The following is a 15,689-nucleotide window of genomic DNA, read 5'->3' as shown; positions in this document are numbered from 1 at the left end:
TCTCGCCACCTCTCGCCACCTCTCGCCATCAGCCCGCAACATGTCGCACCGCCCTCACGCCCTGCATTGCCCCGCCCCGACCGCCAGCGCCGTCTTCACCGATGCGCAAGCCGCGCTCGATCAGGTGCAGGCCCTCTATACCGCCGCCATCACCCATCTGCGCGACAAGCTGGCCGAGTTCATCGCGGGCACGCTGCCGCCCGGCCGCGTGCGGGCTTGCTATCCGGTGGTGCGGGTGCGCATCGACAGCGTCGCGCACCCTGACTCGCGCCTGGCTTACGGGTTTGTTGCCGCTCCCGGCGTTTACGAAACCACCCTCACCCGGCCGGATCTGTTCGCTGACTATCTGCTCGCCCAGTTCCAGTTGCTGCTGACCAACCACGGCGTTGCGCTGGAAATCGGGGTGGGTGAACAGCCAGTTCCGCTGCATTTCAGCTTTGCGGGTCAGGCGCATGTCGAAGGCCATCTCAGCGTCGAGCAGCGCCAGCAACTGCGCGATATTTTCGATCTGCCCGATCTGGCCGCGATGGACGACGGCATTGCCAACGGCACCCACGACACGCCAAACGACCAGCCCATGCCGCTGGCCTTGTTTACCGCTCCGCGCATCGACTACTCGCTGCACCGCCTGCAGCACTACACCGGCACCGCGCCCGAACACTTCCAGAACTTCGTGCTGTTCACCAACTACCAGTTCTACGTCGATGAGTTCGTGCGCATGGCCCATGCCCTGATGAACCAGCCCGCCGCGTCTGCGACCGACGACGACGCGCCCTACACCGCCTTCGTCGAACCCGGCAACGTCATCACCCGCCGGGCCACCGCCCAGGGCGCGGCGCGAACCGAGGGACAGGCCTCCACCCGACTGCCGCAGATGCCGGCGTATCACCTCATCCTGCCGGGTCACGGCGGCATCACCCTGGTCAATATCGGCGTCGGCCCGGCCAATGCGAAAAACATCACCGACCACATCGCCGTGCTGCGGCCGCACGCCTGGATCATGCTCGGTCACTGCGCCGGACTGCGCAACTCGCAGCGCCTGGGCGACTACGTGCTGGCGCACGGCTATGTGCGCGAAGACCATGTGCTCGACGAGGAACTACCGCTTTGGGTGCCCATTCCGCCGCTCGCCGAGGTGCAGCAGGCGCTCGAAGGCGCCGTGGCCGACATCACCCAGTTGCACGGCTACGAACTCAAGCGCGTGCTGCGCACCGGGACGGTGGCCAGTACCGACAACCGCAACTGGGAACTACTGCCCTACCCCGGCCCCGATCGACGCTTCAGCCAGAGCCGGGCGATTGCGCTCGACATGGAAAGCGCCACGGTGGCCGCCAACGGCTTTCGCTTCCGCGTGCCCTATGGCACCTTGCTGTGTGTGAGCGACAAGCCACTGCATGGCGAGCTCAAGCTACCGGGCATGGCCGACCAGTTCTATCGCCAGCAAGTCGAACAGCATCTGCGCATCGGCCTGCGCGCCATCGCGCGGCTGCGTCAGCAGACCATGGGGCGTCTGCACAGCCGCAAGCTGCGCAGCTTCGACGAAGTCGCGTTTCAGTAAAACCGGGCTCAGCCGGTGTAGCGCACCTGATGCGCATCGGCATAAGGACGCGGCTGAATCTCGCCGATGATCCAGCCGGTCTCACCTTCAGCGCGCAGGGTGGCGAGTACGGCCTCGGCCTCGGCCGCGGCCACCACCAGGACGAAGCCCACGCCGCAATTGAAGGTGCGGCGCATTTCGGCGTCATCCACGCCGCCTTCGCGTTGCAGCCAAGCAAACAGCTCGGTCTGGCCCCAGGTGGAAGGGTCGAGCACGCATTGCACATTTTCGGGCAGCACGCGCGGAATGTTTTCGCTCAAGCCTCCGCCGGTGATATGGGCCATGCCCTTGATGGTGTGCTGCGCCAGCGCCTTCAGTACGGGTTTGCAGTAAATGCGCGTCGGCGCCATCACCGCGCTGCGGAAATCCTGTCCGTCCAGCGTTGTCGGCAGCTCGTTTGGCCCGCTGCGAGCGATGATCTTGCGCACCAGCGAATAGCCGTTGGAATGCGCGCCGCTCGACGCCAGGCCGATGACCCGGTCGCCCGCGCCAATGGTGCGGCCGTCGATGATGCCGCTCTTCTCCACCGCGCCCACGGCAAAACCCGCCAGGTCATATTCGCCCGCCGGATACATTCCAGGCATTTCCGCGGTCTCGCCGCCGATGAGCGCACAACCGGCCTGCTCGCACCCTTGCGCCACGCCGCCGATTACTTGCGTGGCGGTCTGCACCGCCAGCTTGCCGCAGGCGAAATAGTCGAGAAAGAACAGCGGCTCGGCCCCTTGAACCAGCACATCGTTGACGCTCATCGCCACCAGATCGATACCCACCGTGTCGTGTCGGTTCCACTCGAACGCGAGTTTGAGCTTGGTGCCCACGCCATCCGTGCCCGACACCAGCACCGGCTCGCGATAGCGCTTGGGCACCTCGAACAGCGCCCCGAAGCCGCCGATACCCGCCAGCACGCCGTCGCGCAGCGTGCGCCGGGCCAGGGGCTTGATCGCATCGACCAGCGCATCTCCAGCGTCGATATCCACACCGGCGTCGCGATAAGTCAGGGGAGTTTTTTGCATGATGGGCAGCAGAGGAAGAGGAACGGGAGCGCAGCACCCGCCCCGCATAAAATGCCAAGGCAGAGATTTTATCGAGAGCGCGCCCGCGCCTGCTGCTTCGCTCCGACGCTGGCGCCGTTGCGCAAGCCTTTCCCCCCGACGCCCCGACCGCCCCCATGCTCCTGACCCCTCCCGTCAAGAATGCCCTCATCTGGCTGGTCATCGGCCTTGTCGCGCTTTGGCTGATCTGGCTGCTCGGCAGCATCCTGATGCCCTTTCTCGTCGGGCTGACGCTGGCCTACGTGCTGCATCCGCTGGTCGAGCGACTCAAGCGGCGACGCATTCCGCGTGCGCTGGGCGCTGCGGCGGCAATCATCGTGGCCATTGGTCTGTTCATCGGTCTGTTTCTTTTGCTGGTGCCTGTGGTCACTGAAATCGTGCCCTTGATCCGCGAAAAATTCCCGCTGCTGCTCCAGACCATCATCAACTGGGGCACTCCGCTGCTCGCGCGATTCGACATTCATGTGAAGTTCGATACCGCCAGCGTGCAGCAGACCCTGTCCAAATACCTGTCCGCGCACGGAGAAGACTGGGCCGGGCTGCTGCTGCGCTCAGCCAGCACTGGCGGCATAAGCCTGCTGGTTCTGTTGGGCAATCTGACGCTGATTCCGGTCGTGGCCTTTTATCTGCTGCTCGACTGGACGCCAACGCTGGTGCGAATTCGCGGTCTGATCCCCCCCAAACACCGCGACGCCGTGCTGAGTTTTTTTCACGACTGCGACGTCATCCTCGGCCAGTATCTGCGCGGACAGTTGCTGGTCATGCTGATTCTGGCGTTTTATTACTCCCTCGGCCTGGTGATTGCCGGGTTCAATCTGGCCCTGCCCGTGGGCATCTTCACCGGGCTGGCGGTATTCGTCCCTTATGTAGGCTTCGGCCTGGGCCTGCTGCTAGCACTGCTGGCCGGGGCGCTGCAATTTCTGAGCTGGTACGGCGTGATTTCCGTGGCCATCGTGTATGGCATCGGCCAGTTGATCGAAAGCATGTACATCACCCCGAAGTTCGTCGGCGAGAGCATTGGTCTGCATCCCCTGCTGGTCATTTTCATTCTGCTGGCCTTCGGCACCCTGTTCGGCTTCTGGGGCATTTTGCTGGCCCTGCCCGCGGGCGCCGTGCTGCTGGTCGTGGTGCGCCGCCTGCTCGCCTGGTACCGGCAGAGCGCGCTGTTCGTCTGACCCATGCTGCAAACCACGCGCCAGCAGATTCTGCCGCTGGAATGGCAGGATGAACGCAGCTTCGAGAATTTCGATCCCGGCGTTCAGCCCGAAAATGCGCTAGCGCTGCAAGCCCTGCATGATCTGCTGCAACAGCGCCGCCACAATGCGCTGTATCTCTGGGGCGAGACCGGCAGCGGCAAAAGCCACCTGCTGTGGGCCGCCTGCCGCGAACTCCAAAAACAGGGGCGCTGGGCGCTGCTGCTCACCCCGCAAACCCCCGCCTCGGCCTGGCCCGATGTCACCGATCTGCTCGCCCAGCATGCCGGTGGCCTGCTGGCGGTGGACGACGCGCAGCAGCTTTCCGACTGGCAGCAGGACTGGCTGTTCGGCCTATACAACGCCGCCCGCTCGGCCGAGCTCGCCTTTCTCGCCTGCGGCAACGCCGCCCCAGCCGCGCTGCCCCTGCGCACCGACCTGCGCACCCGCCTGAGCTGGGGGCTGGCGCTGCGCCTGCAAGCGCCCGACGACGCCGTGCGCGCCAGCGTGCTTCAGCGCCTGGCGCAGGAACGCGGCTACTCACTCAGTCCCGAATTGCTGCACTACATGCTGACCCACCTCAGCCGCGACCTGTCACAGCTGGGTGTGCTGATGGCCGCGTTTGACCGCTATGCTTTGGCAGCGCAGCGACCGGCCACCGTGCCTCTGCTCAAATCGCTGCTGGCCGCACAGCCGCAATTGCTGCACGCGGCGTCGCCCGAATCCGTTTCAGGCTGATCCCTACAGACCCAGCCTTCACACTCCATGCGCAAGCTCGCCCTCTTCGATCTCGACAACACGCTGATTCCCTTCGACTCCGACCATGCCTTCGGGCAATACGTTGCCGAGCTGGGCTGGGTCGATGCCGAGCAACACCGCCAGCAGAACGAGGCGTTCTATCGGCAGTACAAGGCCGGCACCCTCGATCTCGCCGCCTATCTGCGTTTCGCCCTGCTGCCGATTGCCGGACGCGACCTCGACGAACTGCGCGCCGCGCATGCCGGTTTCATGCGCGACGTCGTGCAGCCGCAAATGCAACCGGCCGCGCAGCAACTGGTTGACCGTCACAAAGCCGCAGGCGATCTGTGCTGCATCGTCACCGCAACCAATACCTTCGTCACCCGCCCCATCGCCGACGCCTTCGGTGTCGAGCACCTCATCGGCGTCGAACTCGAACGCGACGCGCAGGGCCGCTACACCGGCAACTGGGTGGGCGTTCCGTCGTTCCGCGAAGGCAAGATCGTTCGCACCGAACAATGGCTGGCCGCGCAAGGACTGGGCTGGAGCGATTTCGACCAGATCTGGTTCTACAGCGACTCCATCAATGATCGCCCTCTGCTCGAACACGCCACCCACCCCGTGGTCGTCCATCCAGACCCCTTGCTGGCCGCCGTCGCCCAGGAAAAAGGCTGGCCCACACTTCAGTTGTTGACATGATCCGTAAATTCATCAGTCGCCTGTTCACCTCGAACAAAGCCGAAACCAACCCGCAAAACCGTGGCCAACGCCGCGACCTGCCCCGCGCCCAGCACCAAATCGACGCCAGCCGCCTTTCGCAGAACGCCCGCAACACCGTGCAGACCCTGCAGCAGGCGGGTTTCGAGGCCTACATCGTCGGCGGCGCGGTGCGCGACCTGCTGCTGGGCCTCAAGCCCAAAGACTTCGACGTCGCCACCAATGCCACGCCCGAGCAGGTCAAACCGCTGTTCAAGCGCGCTTTCATCATCGGCCGACGCTTTCGCATCGTGCACGTCATGTATGGCCGCGACATCATCGAGGTCTCCACCTACCGCGCACTGCACGATGCGCAAGCCGCCGAGTCTGTGGACGGCAACGAGCGCACCTCACGCCGCGCCCTGGCCGACAAGACCCTGGCGGTGGACAGCAGCGGCCGCGTGCTGCGCGACAACGTCTGGGGCACGCTCGACGACGATGCCGAGCGCCGCGACTTCACCATCAACGCGCTCTATTACGACCCGATCCGCGACGTGGTGGTCGACTACCACCGGGGCATGAAAGACCTCAAAGAGCGGCGCCTGCGCATGATCGGCGACCCCGCCGCCCGCTACCGCGAAGACCCGGTGCGCATGCTGCGCATCGCCCGCTTTGCCGCCAAACTCGGCTTCGATATCGACCCGGCCACGCTCGCGCCCATCGGCCCCAGCGCCGATCTGCTCGCCAATGTGCCGGCCGCTCGCCTGTTCGACGAGACCATCAAGCTGCTGCAGACCGGCCATGCGGTCGCCTCGCTGCAACAGCTCCGTCGCCTGGGCCTGCATCACGGTCTGCTGCCTCTGCTCGATCCCGTGCTGGAAAAGCCCGAGGGCGAGCGCTTCATCACCAATGCGCTGCAAGACACCGACGAGCGCATCGCCCAAGGCAAGACCGCCAGCCCCAGCTTCCTCTTCGCCTGCCTGCTTTGGCATGACGTGGAGCAACGCTGGAACGCGTTGCTGGCCGAAGGCATCGCCCCCCTCATGGCGCTCGATCAGGCCGCTGACGAAGTGCTGGCAGCTCAGGCCGAGCGCCTGGCCATCCAGCGGCGCATCGCCACCGACATGCGCGAAATCTGGTCGCTGCAATCGCGCTTCGAACGCCGCACCCCGCGCTATGCCAACAGTCTGGTCGAACACCCACGGTTTCGCGCTGCCTACGACTTTCTCAGCCTGCGCGCGCGCAGCGGCCAGGCCGAGCCGGAGTTGGTGCAATGGTGGGAGGCTTTCCAGTTCGCCGACGCCGAGGGCCGTGCCGACATGCTCGCCACCGCGCCGCAGCCCAGCGCAGCCAGCAAACCCCGGCGGAGGCGGCGGCGCAAAAAACCGTCTGAAGCGAACCCTGCCGACGGCGCCAGCAACGACAGTTCCGAGTGAAACGCGATGTCCTGCGCCGATGACGTCGAAGCGTTCGTCGCCCTTGGCGCCAATCTGGGCGACGGCGCAGCCACCCTGCGTGCTGCGGTGCAAGCCATCGATGCCCTGTCGCTAACGCGCGTCGCCGCGCGCTCCAGCCTCTACCGCACCGCACCGCAACACGCCAGCGGCCCCGATTATTGGAACGCCGTCATTCTGGCTCGCACCGCCCTATCGCCCGACGCCTTGCTCGACGCGCTGCTGCGCATCGAATCCGACCTCGGCCGCCAGCGCCCTAGCGGCGAAATCAACGCCCCGCGCACCCTCGATCTCGACCTTCTGCTCTACGGCAGTCTGCAACGCCAGAGCGAACGGCTGACCCTGCCCCATCCGCGTATGGCACAGCGCGCCTTCGTGCTGGCCCCGCTGGCCGAAATCTGGCTGGAAGGCCGCATCGACGGCACGCGCGTCGCCGAACTAGCCGAACAGCGTGTCGCCGAAGGTCAGGCGATCGAAAAACTCGGGCTGCTGTGACTTGAGCCCCTGATCTCTCGCTCAACTACCGCCAAAAAATCGCTGCAGCACATAGGCGAGCCCACCGGTGAGCGAACCCACGCTCATGAACAGCGCAAAGATCACGATCAGCACCGGGCCCCAGCCGTTCTGACTGCGGCGAACCGCCGCCGCGTTCCAGCGCGCATCCCATTTGGCGTCCGGAGTGAGGCCGATCACCAGAGTCTGCACCACCACAGCGATCACCACGGCAACAAAAACCGCCAGCAAGGCCCAAGTCAGCGGGTCATCTTGACGATGGGCGACAAAGCGCCAAACCCCAAGCAAACCCAACAGAAACAAGGGGCCGTGCAGCCAGGCCCACGGATCTCGCAAGCCGCGCAGGTAAAAGCGGTGACCGCCAAGCACGCCGGTCAGCAGAGCCAGTAAAGCGGCGGTGAATTTATTTTTGAATCCGGTCTGAGCAGTCATGGCGGGCCGTCAAATCGGAGAGGTTTCGGCGCCCGCACCCAGCGCGCGTTGCATGAACACGACATCGAGCCAGCGATCAAATTTCCAGCCGACTGCCGACATGCGCCCCAGTTCCTCGAACCCACGCGCGCGGTGCAGACCGATTGAACCGGCGTTTGCGGAATCTCCGATGACAGCCAGCATCTGCCGCATCCCGCTCCGGGTACATGAGTCGATCAAGGCATCAAGCAACTGGCCGCCAACCCCCTGACGCAAGCCGTTCGGGGCAATGTAGATGGAGTCTTCGACCGTAAACCGGAAAGCCTCGCGCGCCCGGAACCAGTTGGCATAGGCGTAGCCGATGATCTCCTGGCCGCGCACGGCGACCAGCCACGGCAGCCCGCGCGACTGCACTTCCTGCAGACGGTGGAGCATCTCGGCCTCGTCAGGCGCCAGAGTTTCGAAGGTGCCTGTGCCATGCAGAACATGGTGTCCATAAATGGCGGTGACAGCGGGTACATCTGCCGCAGCGGCGGCGCGAATGGTGAATTCAGGCATGAAGTGCAAGATCGGAAAGGGGCATGTTTATAATGGCGAGTTTATTCGAGCGTCGCGCCCCAAGTTTTTGAGGGCAATACTCGTCCGACGGACGGCTGCCCTACAACACCGGTATTTGCTGCAAGGCACCTACCCAGAAAGCCTGGTTCTAAGCGGTTGGTTGCCAGAGCTTGACCCAAGCGATGCCCAAACACATGGCCCACGACCCCCTCGTTGGCTCTCATTTTTTTGACAAGGAAGCAAAATGGTTGTGATCCGTCTGACCCGTGCCGGTGCCAAGGCACACCCCTTCTACCACATCGTCGCCACCGATTCACGTAGCCGTCGTGATGGTCGCTACATCGAGCGCCTGGGTTATTACAACCCGGTTGCCCGTGGCGCCGAAGTGCCCCTGCACATTGCGACCGAGCGTCTGAACCACTGGACCAGCGTGGGCGCACAGGTCTCCCCGACCGTGCAGCGCCTGGTAAAAACCGCGCAGAAGTCTGCTTGATCGGTCAGCCTGACGGGTTTTGCCTGCAGCGGGTCGGCTGAAAAGTCGTCCCGCTTTTCACTTGCTTTTTTCATCCGCGCACCGGCTTGTAAGTGGCTATTCCAGACAATCTTTACCTCGTGGGTCATATCCTCGACGCCTGGGGCGTGCGCGGCTGGGTGAAGGTCGCCCCGGACGCCCCGCAAGCGACCGCGTTGCTCAAATCCAAGACCTGGTGGCTCAGCCGTCCAGGCTTTGAAAACGAGCCCACGCCGATTGCGGTACGTCTGGTTCGGCGTCACGGCAGCGCCCTGGTCGCACTGCTCGAAGGACCGGAAGACCGTAGCGGCGCCGAAGCGCTGCGCGGGCGTCAGATCGCCGTGCGACGTGCCGACTTTCCCCCGCCTGACGAGGGCGAGTTCTATTGGGCCGACCTGATCGGCTGCGAGGTACGCAGCCCGGAAGGGGCCGATCTCGGCCGCGTCATTGGCTTGATGGAAAGCGCCGCCCACGCCGTTTTGCGCGTGCAGATTCCGCAGGCCAGTGCGGACGCCAAACCGCGCGAACGGCTGATTCCCTTCGTCGAGGCTTACATCGTCTCGGTCGATCTGCCCGCGAAGACCATCATCGCCCTGTGGGACGCCAGTTACGACTGACCCGCCCCATGCTGCGCTTTGATGTCATCAGCCTGTTTCCCGCCTATTTCGAGCCGCTGAAGTACCACGGCGTATCGCGCCGCGCCTTCGACTCGGGACAGTTGCAACTGCAATGCTGGAACCCGCGCGATTTCACCACCGATGCGCACCGAACCATCGATGACCGTCCCTACGGCGGCGGCCCCGGCATGGTCATGCTGGCCGAGCCGCTGGAACAAGCGCTAGACGCCATCGCCGACGACCGGCGTCTAGCATCGCACCCGCAAGCCCCGGTTTGGCTGTTTTCGCCAACCGGACGGCGCATCGACCAGCGACTCGTGGAAAACCTGGCCCAATCCGATGGCGTGACCTTGCTTTGCGCCCGCTACGAAGGTGTGGATCAACGCCTGATCGACCGCCGGGTGGACGCGGAGATCAGCTTGGGCGACTTCGTGCTCTCGGGCGGTGAGATTCCGGCCCTGGCGCTGCTCGATGCCGTCTGCCGATTGCTGCCGGGCGTGCTGGGCAGCGCCGATTCAGCCCAGCAGGACAGCTTTTCCAACGGCCTGCTCGACTGTCCGCATTACACGCGGCCCGAGCACTATCAGGGCCACGGCGTGCCCGAAGCCCTGCTCAGCGGCGATCATGCCCGCATCGCCCAATGGCGCAGGGAACAGTCCTTGCGCCTGACCTTGCAGCGGCGCCCTGACCTGATCGCGCAGATGCAGGCTGCCAACCAGTTGAGCCAGAAAGATCTGAGATTTCTGGCTGCTCTGGGGTATAATCTTCAGGTTTGATCCTCTGCTGGCCTAGCCGCCAGGCTGACTGCACTTGCTAGTGCATCATCAGGGCTGCGGCAACCACAACTGACCCACACCGGCACGGCAAGATCATTGGAGAGCATGAAATGAATCTGATCGCAACTCTGGAGCAGGAAGAAATCGCCCGCGTCAGCGCTGGCAAAACTTTTCCGCAGTTCAACCCGGGTGACACCGTCATCGTGTCCGTCAAGGTGGTTGAAGGCAACCGCAAACGTAACCAGGCCTACGAGGGCGTGGTGATCGCCAAGCGTAATCGTGGGCTGAATTCCAGCTTCATCGTGCGCAAAATCTCGGCCGGAGAAGGCGTGGAGCGTACGTTCCAGCTGTATTCGCCGCAGATCGCGTCGATCGAAGTCAAGCGTCGTGGTGATGTGCGCCGCGCCAAGCTGTACTACCTGCGCAGCCGCTCCGGCAAGTCCGCACGCATCAAGGAAAAACTGGTGCTCAAGTCTGCTGCCGCCGCTCAGGCAAACGCAACTGCAGAGGCCTAATCAGCGTTTGTCCCTGGTCATACCGGCCCAGCCGGATCACCGCCGAAGCCGACTTGCACTGCACGTCGGCTTTTTTGTTTTCTACATCAAACGTGTCCACTCTTCGCCTCACGCCCATCGACCCCGAAAGCGCTGACCTGATCGGCCGCGATGACGGTCTGCCCGCCGTCGCTCCCGAGCGGCTTGAGCCGGATTGGCTGCGGCGCCGCTTTGCTTCACCCACCGCGTGGACACCGGAGCTGTTTGAAGATTCACTACGCCTGAGTTCCCAAGCGCTGCGCGGCGCCGCCGTTCTGATTGCATTGGTACCACGTGCCGAAGGCCTGCAGGTGCTGCTCACCCGCCGCAATCTCCACCTGCACGAACATGCCGGCCAGATCAGTTTCCCCGGTGGGCGCTGCGACCGCCAGGACATTCATCCTGCCGCAACCGCACTACGCGAGGCCCATGAGGAAATCGGCCTGCGCCCGGCGGGGACCGAAGTGCTCGGCACGCTGCCGCTGTATTGCACCGCATCGCGTTACGCCGTCACCCCGGTGGTAGCGCTCATTCCCGCCGCTGAAAACCTGCAGCCTCAACCCGACGAGGTCAGCGAGGTCTTCGAAGTACCGCTGGCCTTCCTGATGAACCCCCGGCATCACGAGCTTAGGGAGTGGAGGCCGGGCAACGATGTTGCGCCCAACCCCGTTGCCGTGCGGCGCCGCTTTCTGGTCATGCCCTATGTCGCAAACGGGCAGCGCTACGTCATCTGGGGCGCGACGGCCGCCATGCTGCGCAATTTGTACCGCTTGCTGGTTGCGTAAGGCCAAGCCCAGCCCTTCCCGCACAGCCCAACGAGGATGCGAGGCGCAAAAGGCTTGTTCAGGGTTGCCTTAGGATAGATGCATGGCTTTTCTCTCCGTTCTGATCGCCCTGCTTGTCGAGCAACTCAAACCCCTGGGCCGCGGCAGCGCCGTGTATCGGCTGCGCCAGAGTCTGGCTGATATTGCCGCGCGCAACTTCGATGCGGGACGGCCGCATCACGGCGTCGCGGCCTGGTTCATCGCCGTGTTGCTGCCCGCCTTGATCACACTGGTGATTTATCTCGTCGCGCTGCACTACAGCCTGCTGCTGGCCCTGGCGTGGAATGTGGCGGTGCTGTATTTCACCCTCGGTTTTCGCCAGTTCAGCCACTACTTCACGGACATCCAGGACGCGCTCAATCACAACGATGCCGCCACCGCGCGCAGCCTGCTCAAACAGTGGAAAGCGCTCGATACCGTGGACATGAGCACCAGCGATGTCACCCAGCAAACCATCGAACATGCCCTGGTGTCGGTGCAGCGCTATGTGCTGGGCGTGTTTTTCTGGTTCATTCTGCCCATCGGCCCGGCAGGCGCCGTGCTGTATCGCCTTAGCGACTATGTAGCGGGCAAATGGAATCAGACCGACAGCGAAGCCAGCCCCGCGCTGCAGAGCTTTTCGCAAAAAGCCTTCGACCTGCTCGACTGGGCGCCCGCCCGCCTGACCGCCAGCGGTTACGCCATCGTCGGCAATTTCGAGGATGCCGTCGATGTCTGGCGCGGCTATTCGCAGCTCTGGGCCAATCGCAATACCGGGGTGATGCTGGCCTCTGCCGCGGGCGCGGTAGGCATTCGGCTCGGAGCAACAGCCGCTGCCACGCCCGCCGCCCCGACAGAGCCCGGCTGGACCCAGGAAGGCGAGAACGGCGATCTGGGCATGAGCGGCCTTGCAGCCACGATGCCCGGCGCCATTCCCCAGCCCGCGCATTTACGCAATGTGGTGGGGCTGGTGTGGCGCTCGGTGCTGCTGTGGATGCTGCTGCTGGCCATGCTCAGCGTGGTCAGCTGGGTGAGCTGAAACCAAGCTGAGCCCCTGGGCCTGGGTACGACTAGCCCGCGGGGACGCGCTCAGCCCGCCAGCAAAGCGTTGACCCGGCGAACATAAGCCGCCGGATCGTCGAGTTGGCCACCTTCAGCCAGCAAGGCCTGATCGAACACCACCTGAGCCAGATCGTCGGCATGGGCCTCGTCTGCCGCCACGCGCTTGACCAGCACATGCGCCGGGTTGATCTCCAGCACCGGTTGGGTAGAGGGCATTTCGTCGCGCCCGGCCTGCTTGAGCAAGCGCGCCAGATGCGCGCTCATGCCATCGTCGGCGGCGACCAGACAGGCCGGAGAATCGACCAGCCGCTTGGAAATGCGCACCTCTTTCACCCGCTCGCCCAAAGCCTGCTTGAAGCGCTCGATCAGAGCCTGATGATCGGCAGACGGCTCTTTGTCGTCCTTGGCCTCGTCGGCCTTGTCCTCTGCGCCTTTGATGTCGCTGAGATCGACGGCCCCGCGCGCCACCGATTGCAGCGGCTTGCCGTCGAACTCATTGAGGAAGCCCAACATCCATTCGTCCACCCGGTCGGTGAGCAGCAGCACCTCGATGCCCTTCTTGCGGAAAATTTCGAGCTGCGGGCTGGAGCGGGCGATTTTCGGCGTCTCGGCGGTGATGTAGTAGATGGCCTTCTGACCCTCTTTCATCCGCGCGACATAGTCGGCCAGTGACACGCTCGGCGCATCATCCTCGCTGTGCGTGGAGGCCGCGCGCAACAGCTTGGCCAGTCGCTCGCGGTTGCTGAAATCTTCGCCTAAACCCTCCTTGAGCACCGCGCCAAACTCGGCCCAGAACGCGGCGTACTTGTCGCGCTCGGCCTGGTCTTCGCTGCCTGCCAGGTCTTCGAGCATGGACAACACGCGCTTGACCGAGCCTTCACGGATGGCGCGCACATCGCGGCTTTCCTGCAGCATTTCACGCGACACATTCAGCGGCAGATCGGCGCTGTCGATCACCCCGCGAACGAAGCGCAAGTAGGTGGGCATCAGGCTTTCGGCGTCATCGGTGATGAACACCCGCTTGACATACAGCTTGACCCCGGCTTTCTGCTGCCGGTCCCACAAGTCCATCGGCGCCTTGGACGGGATGTAGAGCAACTGGGTGTATTCGCTGCGGCCTTCAACGCGGTTATGCGTCCAGCGCAGCGGCGGCTGGCTGTCGCCGATGAGTTGCTTGTAGAACTCGAGATATTGTTCTTCGGTGATCTCGGACTTGCTGCGCGTCCACAGCGCCGCAGCGCTGTTGATTTGCTCCCACTCGTCGGTGGCGACGTATTTGCTCTGCTCGGCGTCCCACTTCTCTTTGCGCATTTCGATGGGCAGGGAGATGTGGTCGGAGTATTTGCCGATGAGGTCTTTGAGCGTCCACACCCGCAGGTATTTGTCGATCTTGTCCTCGTGCGGCGTGTCGTCGGCATCGGCGCGCAGGTGCAGGATGACATCGGTGCCGCGCTTGGCGCGGGTGATGGTTTCCACCGTGAACTCGCCCGTGCCGTCGGACTCCCAGCGCACGCCCTCGGCCTGCGTCATACCGGCCCGGCGCGACTCGACGGTGATGCGCTCGGCCACCATGAAGCCGGAGTAGAAGCCCACGCCGAACTGTCCGATCAGCGCCGCATCGGGCTTTTGTTTGTCGCCGAGTTTTTGCATGAACTCGCGCGTGCCCGACTTGGCGATGGTGCCCAGATGCTCGACCGCTTCTTCCAGGCTCAGGCCGATGCCGTTGTCGCTGATGGTGAGGGTGCGCTGCTCGGGGTCCACCGCAATGCGGATGCGCAGGTCGGCGTCGCCCTCCATCAACGAGGCGTCGTCGATGGCCTGAAAGCGCAGTTTGTCGCAGGCGTCGGAGGCGTTGGAAATCAGTTCACGCAAAAAGATGTCGCGGTTGGAATAGAGCGAATGGGTGACGAGGTGCAGCAGTTGCCGCACTTCAGCCTGAAAGGCGTGGGTATGCGCGGCGGCAGGGGCAGGAGTAGTTTGTTCAGTGCTCATGGTGCGTGCGGAAAAAGAAAAGAAAAAACCTGCAAGCAGATACGGTCAAGACTTCAAAAATCAAGCCCCAGATTCGATCCCGAGGTTCAACGCACCGCCTAAGCGCGGCAAGGCGCGCAGGGCGTTGGCCGTGGTCTGCCGGGCCGTTTGTTCCGGCGACCAGCCGCGCAGCATGGCCAGGGTTTGCGCGATGCGGGGCAACTGTTCGGGCGAGTTGGGGGTCGGGGGCGCATCGTCGCGCGCCTCGCGCGGACGGTAAAGCCAGACCGGCGGGATATCGGGCGCATCGGTTTCGAGCACCGGCGCGGTCTCGGCAACCTCGGCCGCCAGACGGCGGATGTTGAGCGCGCGCTCGAAGGTCATGGCGCCGCCGAATCCCAGCGAAAAACCCAGATTGATGAAGCCCTGCGCCTGCTGCAGGCTGCCGTTGAAGGCATGGGCGATGCCTGCGGGCCGTCCTGCCCCGAAGCCCGCGCGGCGCAGTCCGGCGAGCAAGGCGTCTTGCGATTTGCGCACATGCAGAATCACCGGCAAATCAAAGTCTCGGGCGATGCGCAACTGCGCCTGATAGAAACGCTGCTGTTTTGCGAGGTCGAGTCCGGGGACGAAAAAATCCAGCCCGATCTCGCCCAGACCGACAAAACGCGGATCGACCAACGCCTCGCCCACGCTGTGCCGCAGCGCCTCCAGATCGGCCTCTTGCGCCCGGTCGACGTAGAGCGGGTGAATGCCCAGGGCGTAGGCCCACCCACAGGTCTGCGCAAGCTCACGCACCGTGTCGAAATTGCTGCGCTCGACGGCCGGAATCACCCCGCCCACCACCCCCGCCTGCCGGGCATGAGCAGCCACCTCCCGCGCCCGTCCGCCAAACTCGGCGGCATCGAGATGGGCGTGGGTATCGATCCAGCCCATCGTCTGCATGGGGTACACCGCCATCAAAACTCCTCCAAACTATGCCGTAAGCGTAAAAAATCACAGTTCCAGGCCAAATCCCCAGGCAAACCCTATAAGCGCTCCCAAAACTCATGGAAAATTGAGGACATAGTCCGTATAGATCACAGAACGGTTCACTTCAAGGCGCGCTTTGAACGTGTGTCGTCCCCCTGAAATTCCTTATGCAACGCCGCCAATTTCTCCAATCTCTTGCGCAGAGCCGCCTGCTTGCCAACCCTTTGGGCCGCAG

17 protein-coding genes are annotated in these 15,689 nt (G+C 63.8%); 12 read left to right on the top strand and 5 right to left on the bottom strand.

All coding sequences use genetic code 11. The features are described from left to right. Window positions 1–40: 40 nt before the first annotated feature. Window positions 41–1,558: an AMP nucleosidase gene (locus THI_RS05880; RefSeq protein ID WP_013105325.1), complete on the top strand. Its 1,518-nt coding sequence runs from the start codon at window positions 41–43 to the stop codon at window positions 1,556–1,558. Between the two features lie 8 nt (window positions 1,559–1,566). Here the strand turns inward: THI_RS05880 and purM are convergent, their stop codons facing one another. Next, a complete protein-coding gene (gene purM / locus THI_RS05875) occupies window positions 1,567–2,610 on the bottom strand; it encodes a phosphoribosylformylglycinamidine cyclo-ligase (protein WP_013105324.1) in 1,044 nt (347 codons plus the stop codon). 155 nt (window positions 2,611–2,765) lie between these two features. Between purM and THI_RS05870 the strand changes: the two genes are divergently transcribed. Genes THI_RS05870 through folK form a run of 5 tightly spaced genes read left to right on the top strand, consistent with a single transcriptional unit; the run spans window position 2,766 to window position 7,225 of the window. Further along, complete coding sequence (locus THI_RS05870) at window positions 2,766–3,824, top strand: AI-2E family transporter (RefSeq protein WP_013105323.1); 1,059 nt, start codon at window positions 2,766–2,768, stop codon at window positions 3,822–3,824. Window positions 3,825–3,827: 3 nt separating this feature from the next. Continuing rightward, window positions 3,828–4,580 (top strand): DnaA regulatory inactivator Hda, encoded by a 753-nt coding sequence (gene hda / locus THI_RS05865; RefSeq protein ID WP_013105322.1) that lies wholly within the window; start codon window positions 3,828–3,830, stop codon window positions 4,578–4,580. A 27-nt stretch (window positions 4,581–4,607) separates the two neighbouring features. Beyond that, window positions 4,608–5,279 (top strand): histidinol-phosphatase, encoded by a 672-nt coding sequence (locus tag THI_RS05860; protein ID WP_013105321.1) that lies wholly within the window; start codon window positions 4,608–4,610, stop codon window positions 5,277–5,279. Continuing rightward, complete coding sequence (gene pcnB / locus THI_RS05855; RefSeq protein ID WP_013105320.1) at window positions 5,276–6,712, top strand: polynucleotide adenylyltransferase PcnB; 1,437 nt, start codon at window positions 5,276–5,278, stop codon at window positions 6,710–6,712. The genes THI_RS05860 and pcnB overlap by 4 nt, the downstream gene beginning before the upstream one ends. Window positions 6,713–6,718: 6 nt before the next feature. After that, window positions 6,719–7,225, top strand: a complete 507-nt coding sequence (folK, locus tag THI_RS05850) for a 2-amino-4-hydroxy-6-hydroxymethyldihydropteridine diphosphokinase (RefSeq protein WP_013105319.1) — start codon at window positions 6,719–6,721, stop codon at window positions 7,223–7,225. Window positions 7,226–7,246: 21 nt separating this feature from the next. On the opposite strand, the gene THI_RS05845 is transcribed toward folK, so the two are convergent. Both THI_RS05845 and THI_RS05840 read right to left on the bottom strand, forming a co-directional pair. Then, window positions 7,247–7,675, bottom strand: coding sequence for a TM2 domain-containing protein (locus THI_RS05845; protein WP_013105318.1), 429 nt, complete (start codon window positions 7,673–7,675; stop codon window positions 7,247–7,249). A gap of 9 nt (window positions 7,676–7,684) precedes the next feature. Beyond that, the gene (locus tag THI_RS05840) at window positions 7,685–8,212 is read right to left on the bottom strand and encodes a GNAT family N-acetyltransferase (RefSeq protein WP_013105317.1); all 528 of its coding nucleotides are present in this window, start codon (window positions 8,210–8,212) and stop codon (window positions 7,685–7,687) included. 244 nt (window positions 8,213–8,456) lie between these two features. Between THI_RS05840 and rpsP the strand changes: the two genes are divergently transcribed. The 6 genes from rpsP (at window position 8,457) to THI_RS05810 (ending at window position 12,491) form a co-directional block, all read left to right on the top strand. Continuing rightward, a complete protein-coding gene (rpsP, locus tag THI_RS05835) occupies window positions 8,457–8,705 on the top strand; it encodes a 30S ribosomal protein S16 (protein ID WP_013105316.1) in 249 nt (82 codons plus the stop codon). A gap of 92 nt (window positions 8,706–8,797) precedes the next feature. Continuing rightward, window positions 8,798–9,340 (top strand): ribosome maturation factor RimM, encoded by a 543-nt coding sequence (gene rimM / locus THI_RS05830; protein ID WP_013105315.1) that lies wholly within the window; start codon window positions 8,798–8,800, stop codon window positions 9,338–9,340. 8 nt (window positions 9,341–9,348) lie between these two features. Next, on the top strand, window positions 9,349–10,116 hold the full coding sequence (gene trmD, locus THI_RS05825; RefSeq protein ID WP_013105314.1) for a tRNA (guanosine(37)-N1)-methyltransferase TrmD: 768 nt from the start codon (window positions 9,349–9,351) through the stop codon (window positions 10,114–10,116). A gap of 110 nt (window positions 10,117–10,226) precedes the next feature. Continuing rightward, entirely contained in the window at window positions 10,227–10,631 is a 405-nt protein-coding gene (rplS, locus tag THI_RS05820) for a 50S ribosomal protein L19 (protein WP_013105313.1), read from the top strand. 92 nt (window positions 10,632–10,723) lie between these two features. Next, the gene (locus THI_RS05815) at window positions 10,724–11,434 is read left to right on the top strand and encodes an NUDIX hydrolase (protein WP_013105312.1); all 711 of its coding nucleotides are present in this window, start codon (window positions 10,724–10,726) and stop codon (window positions 11,432–11,434) included. Window positions 11,435–11,516: 82 nt separating this feature from the next. Further along, a complete protein-coding gene (locus THI_RS05810; RefSeq protein WP_013105311.1) occupies window positions 11,517–12,491 on the top strand; it encodes a CobD/CbiB family protein in 975 nt (324 codons plus the stop codon). A 50-nt stretch (window positions 12,492–12,541) separates the two neighbouring features. Here the strand turns inward: THI_RS05810 and htpG are convergent, their stop codons facing one another. Continuing rightward, window positions 12,542–14,506 carry a molecular chaperone HtpG gene (gene htpG / locus THI_RS05805; protein ID WP_013105310.1) on the bottom strand — a complete coding sequence of 655 codons (1,965 nt, stop codon included), beginning with the start codon at window positions 14,504–14,506 and terminating at the stop codon, window positions 12,542–12,544. Window positions 14,507–14,566: 60 nt separating this feature from the next. After that, on the bottom strand, window positions 14,567–15,442 hold the full coding sequence (locus THI_RS05800) for a TatD family hydrolase (RefSeq protein WP_013105309.1): 876 nt from the start codon (window positions 15,440–15,442) through the stop codon (window positions 14,567–14,569). Between the last annotated feature and the right edge of the window lie 247 nt (window positions 15,443–15,689).

The sequence above is a fragment of the Thiomonas arsenitoxydans genome (assembly GCF_000253115.1).
Taxonomy (GTDB): domain Bacteria; phylum Pseudomonadota; class Gammaproteobacteria; order Burkholderiales; family Burkholderiaceae_C; genus Thiomonas; species Thiomonas arsenitoxydans.
This window is presented reverse-complemented; position numbering and strand designations above follow the sequence as displayed.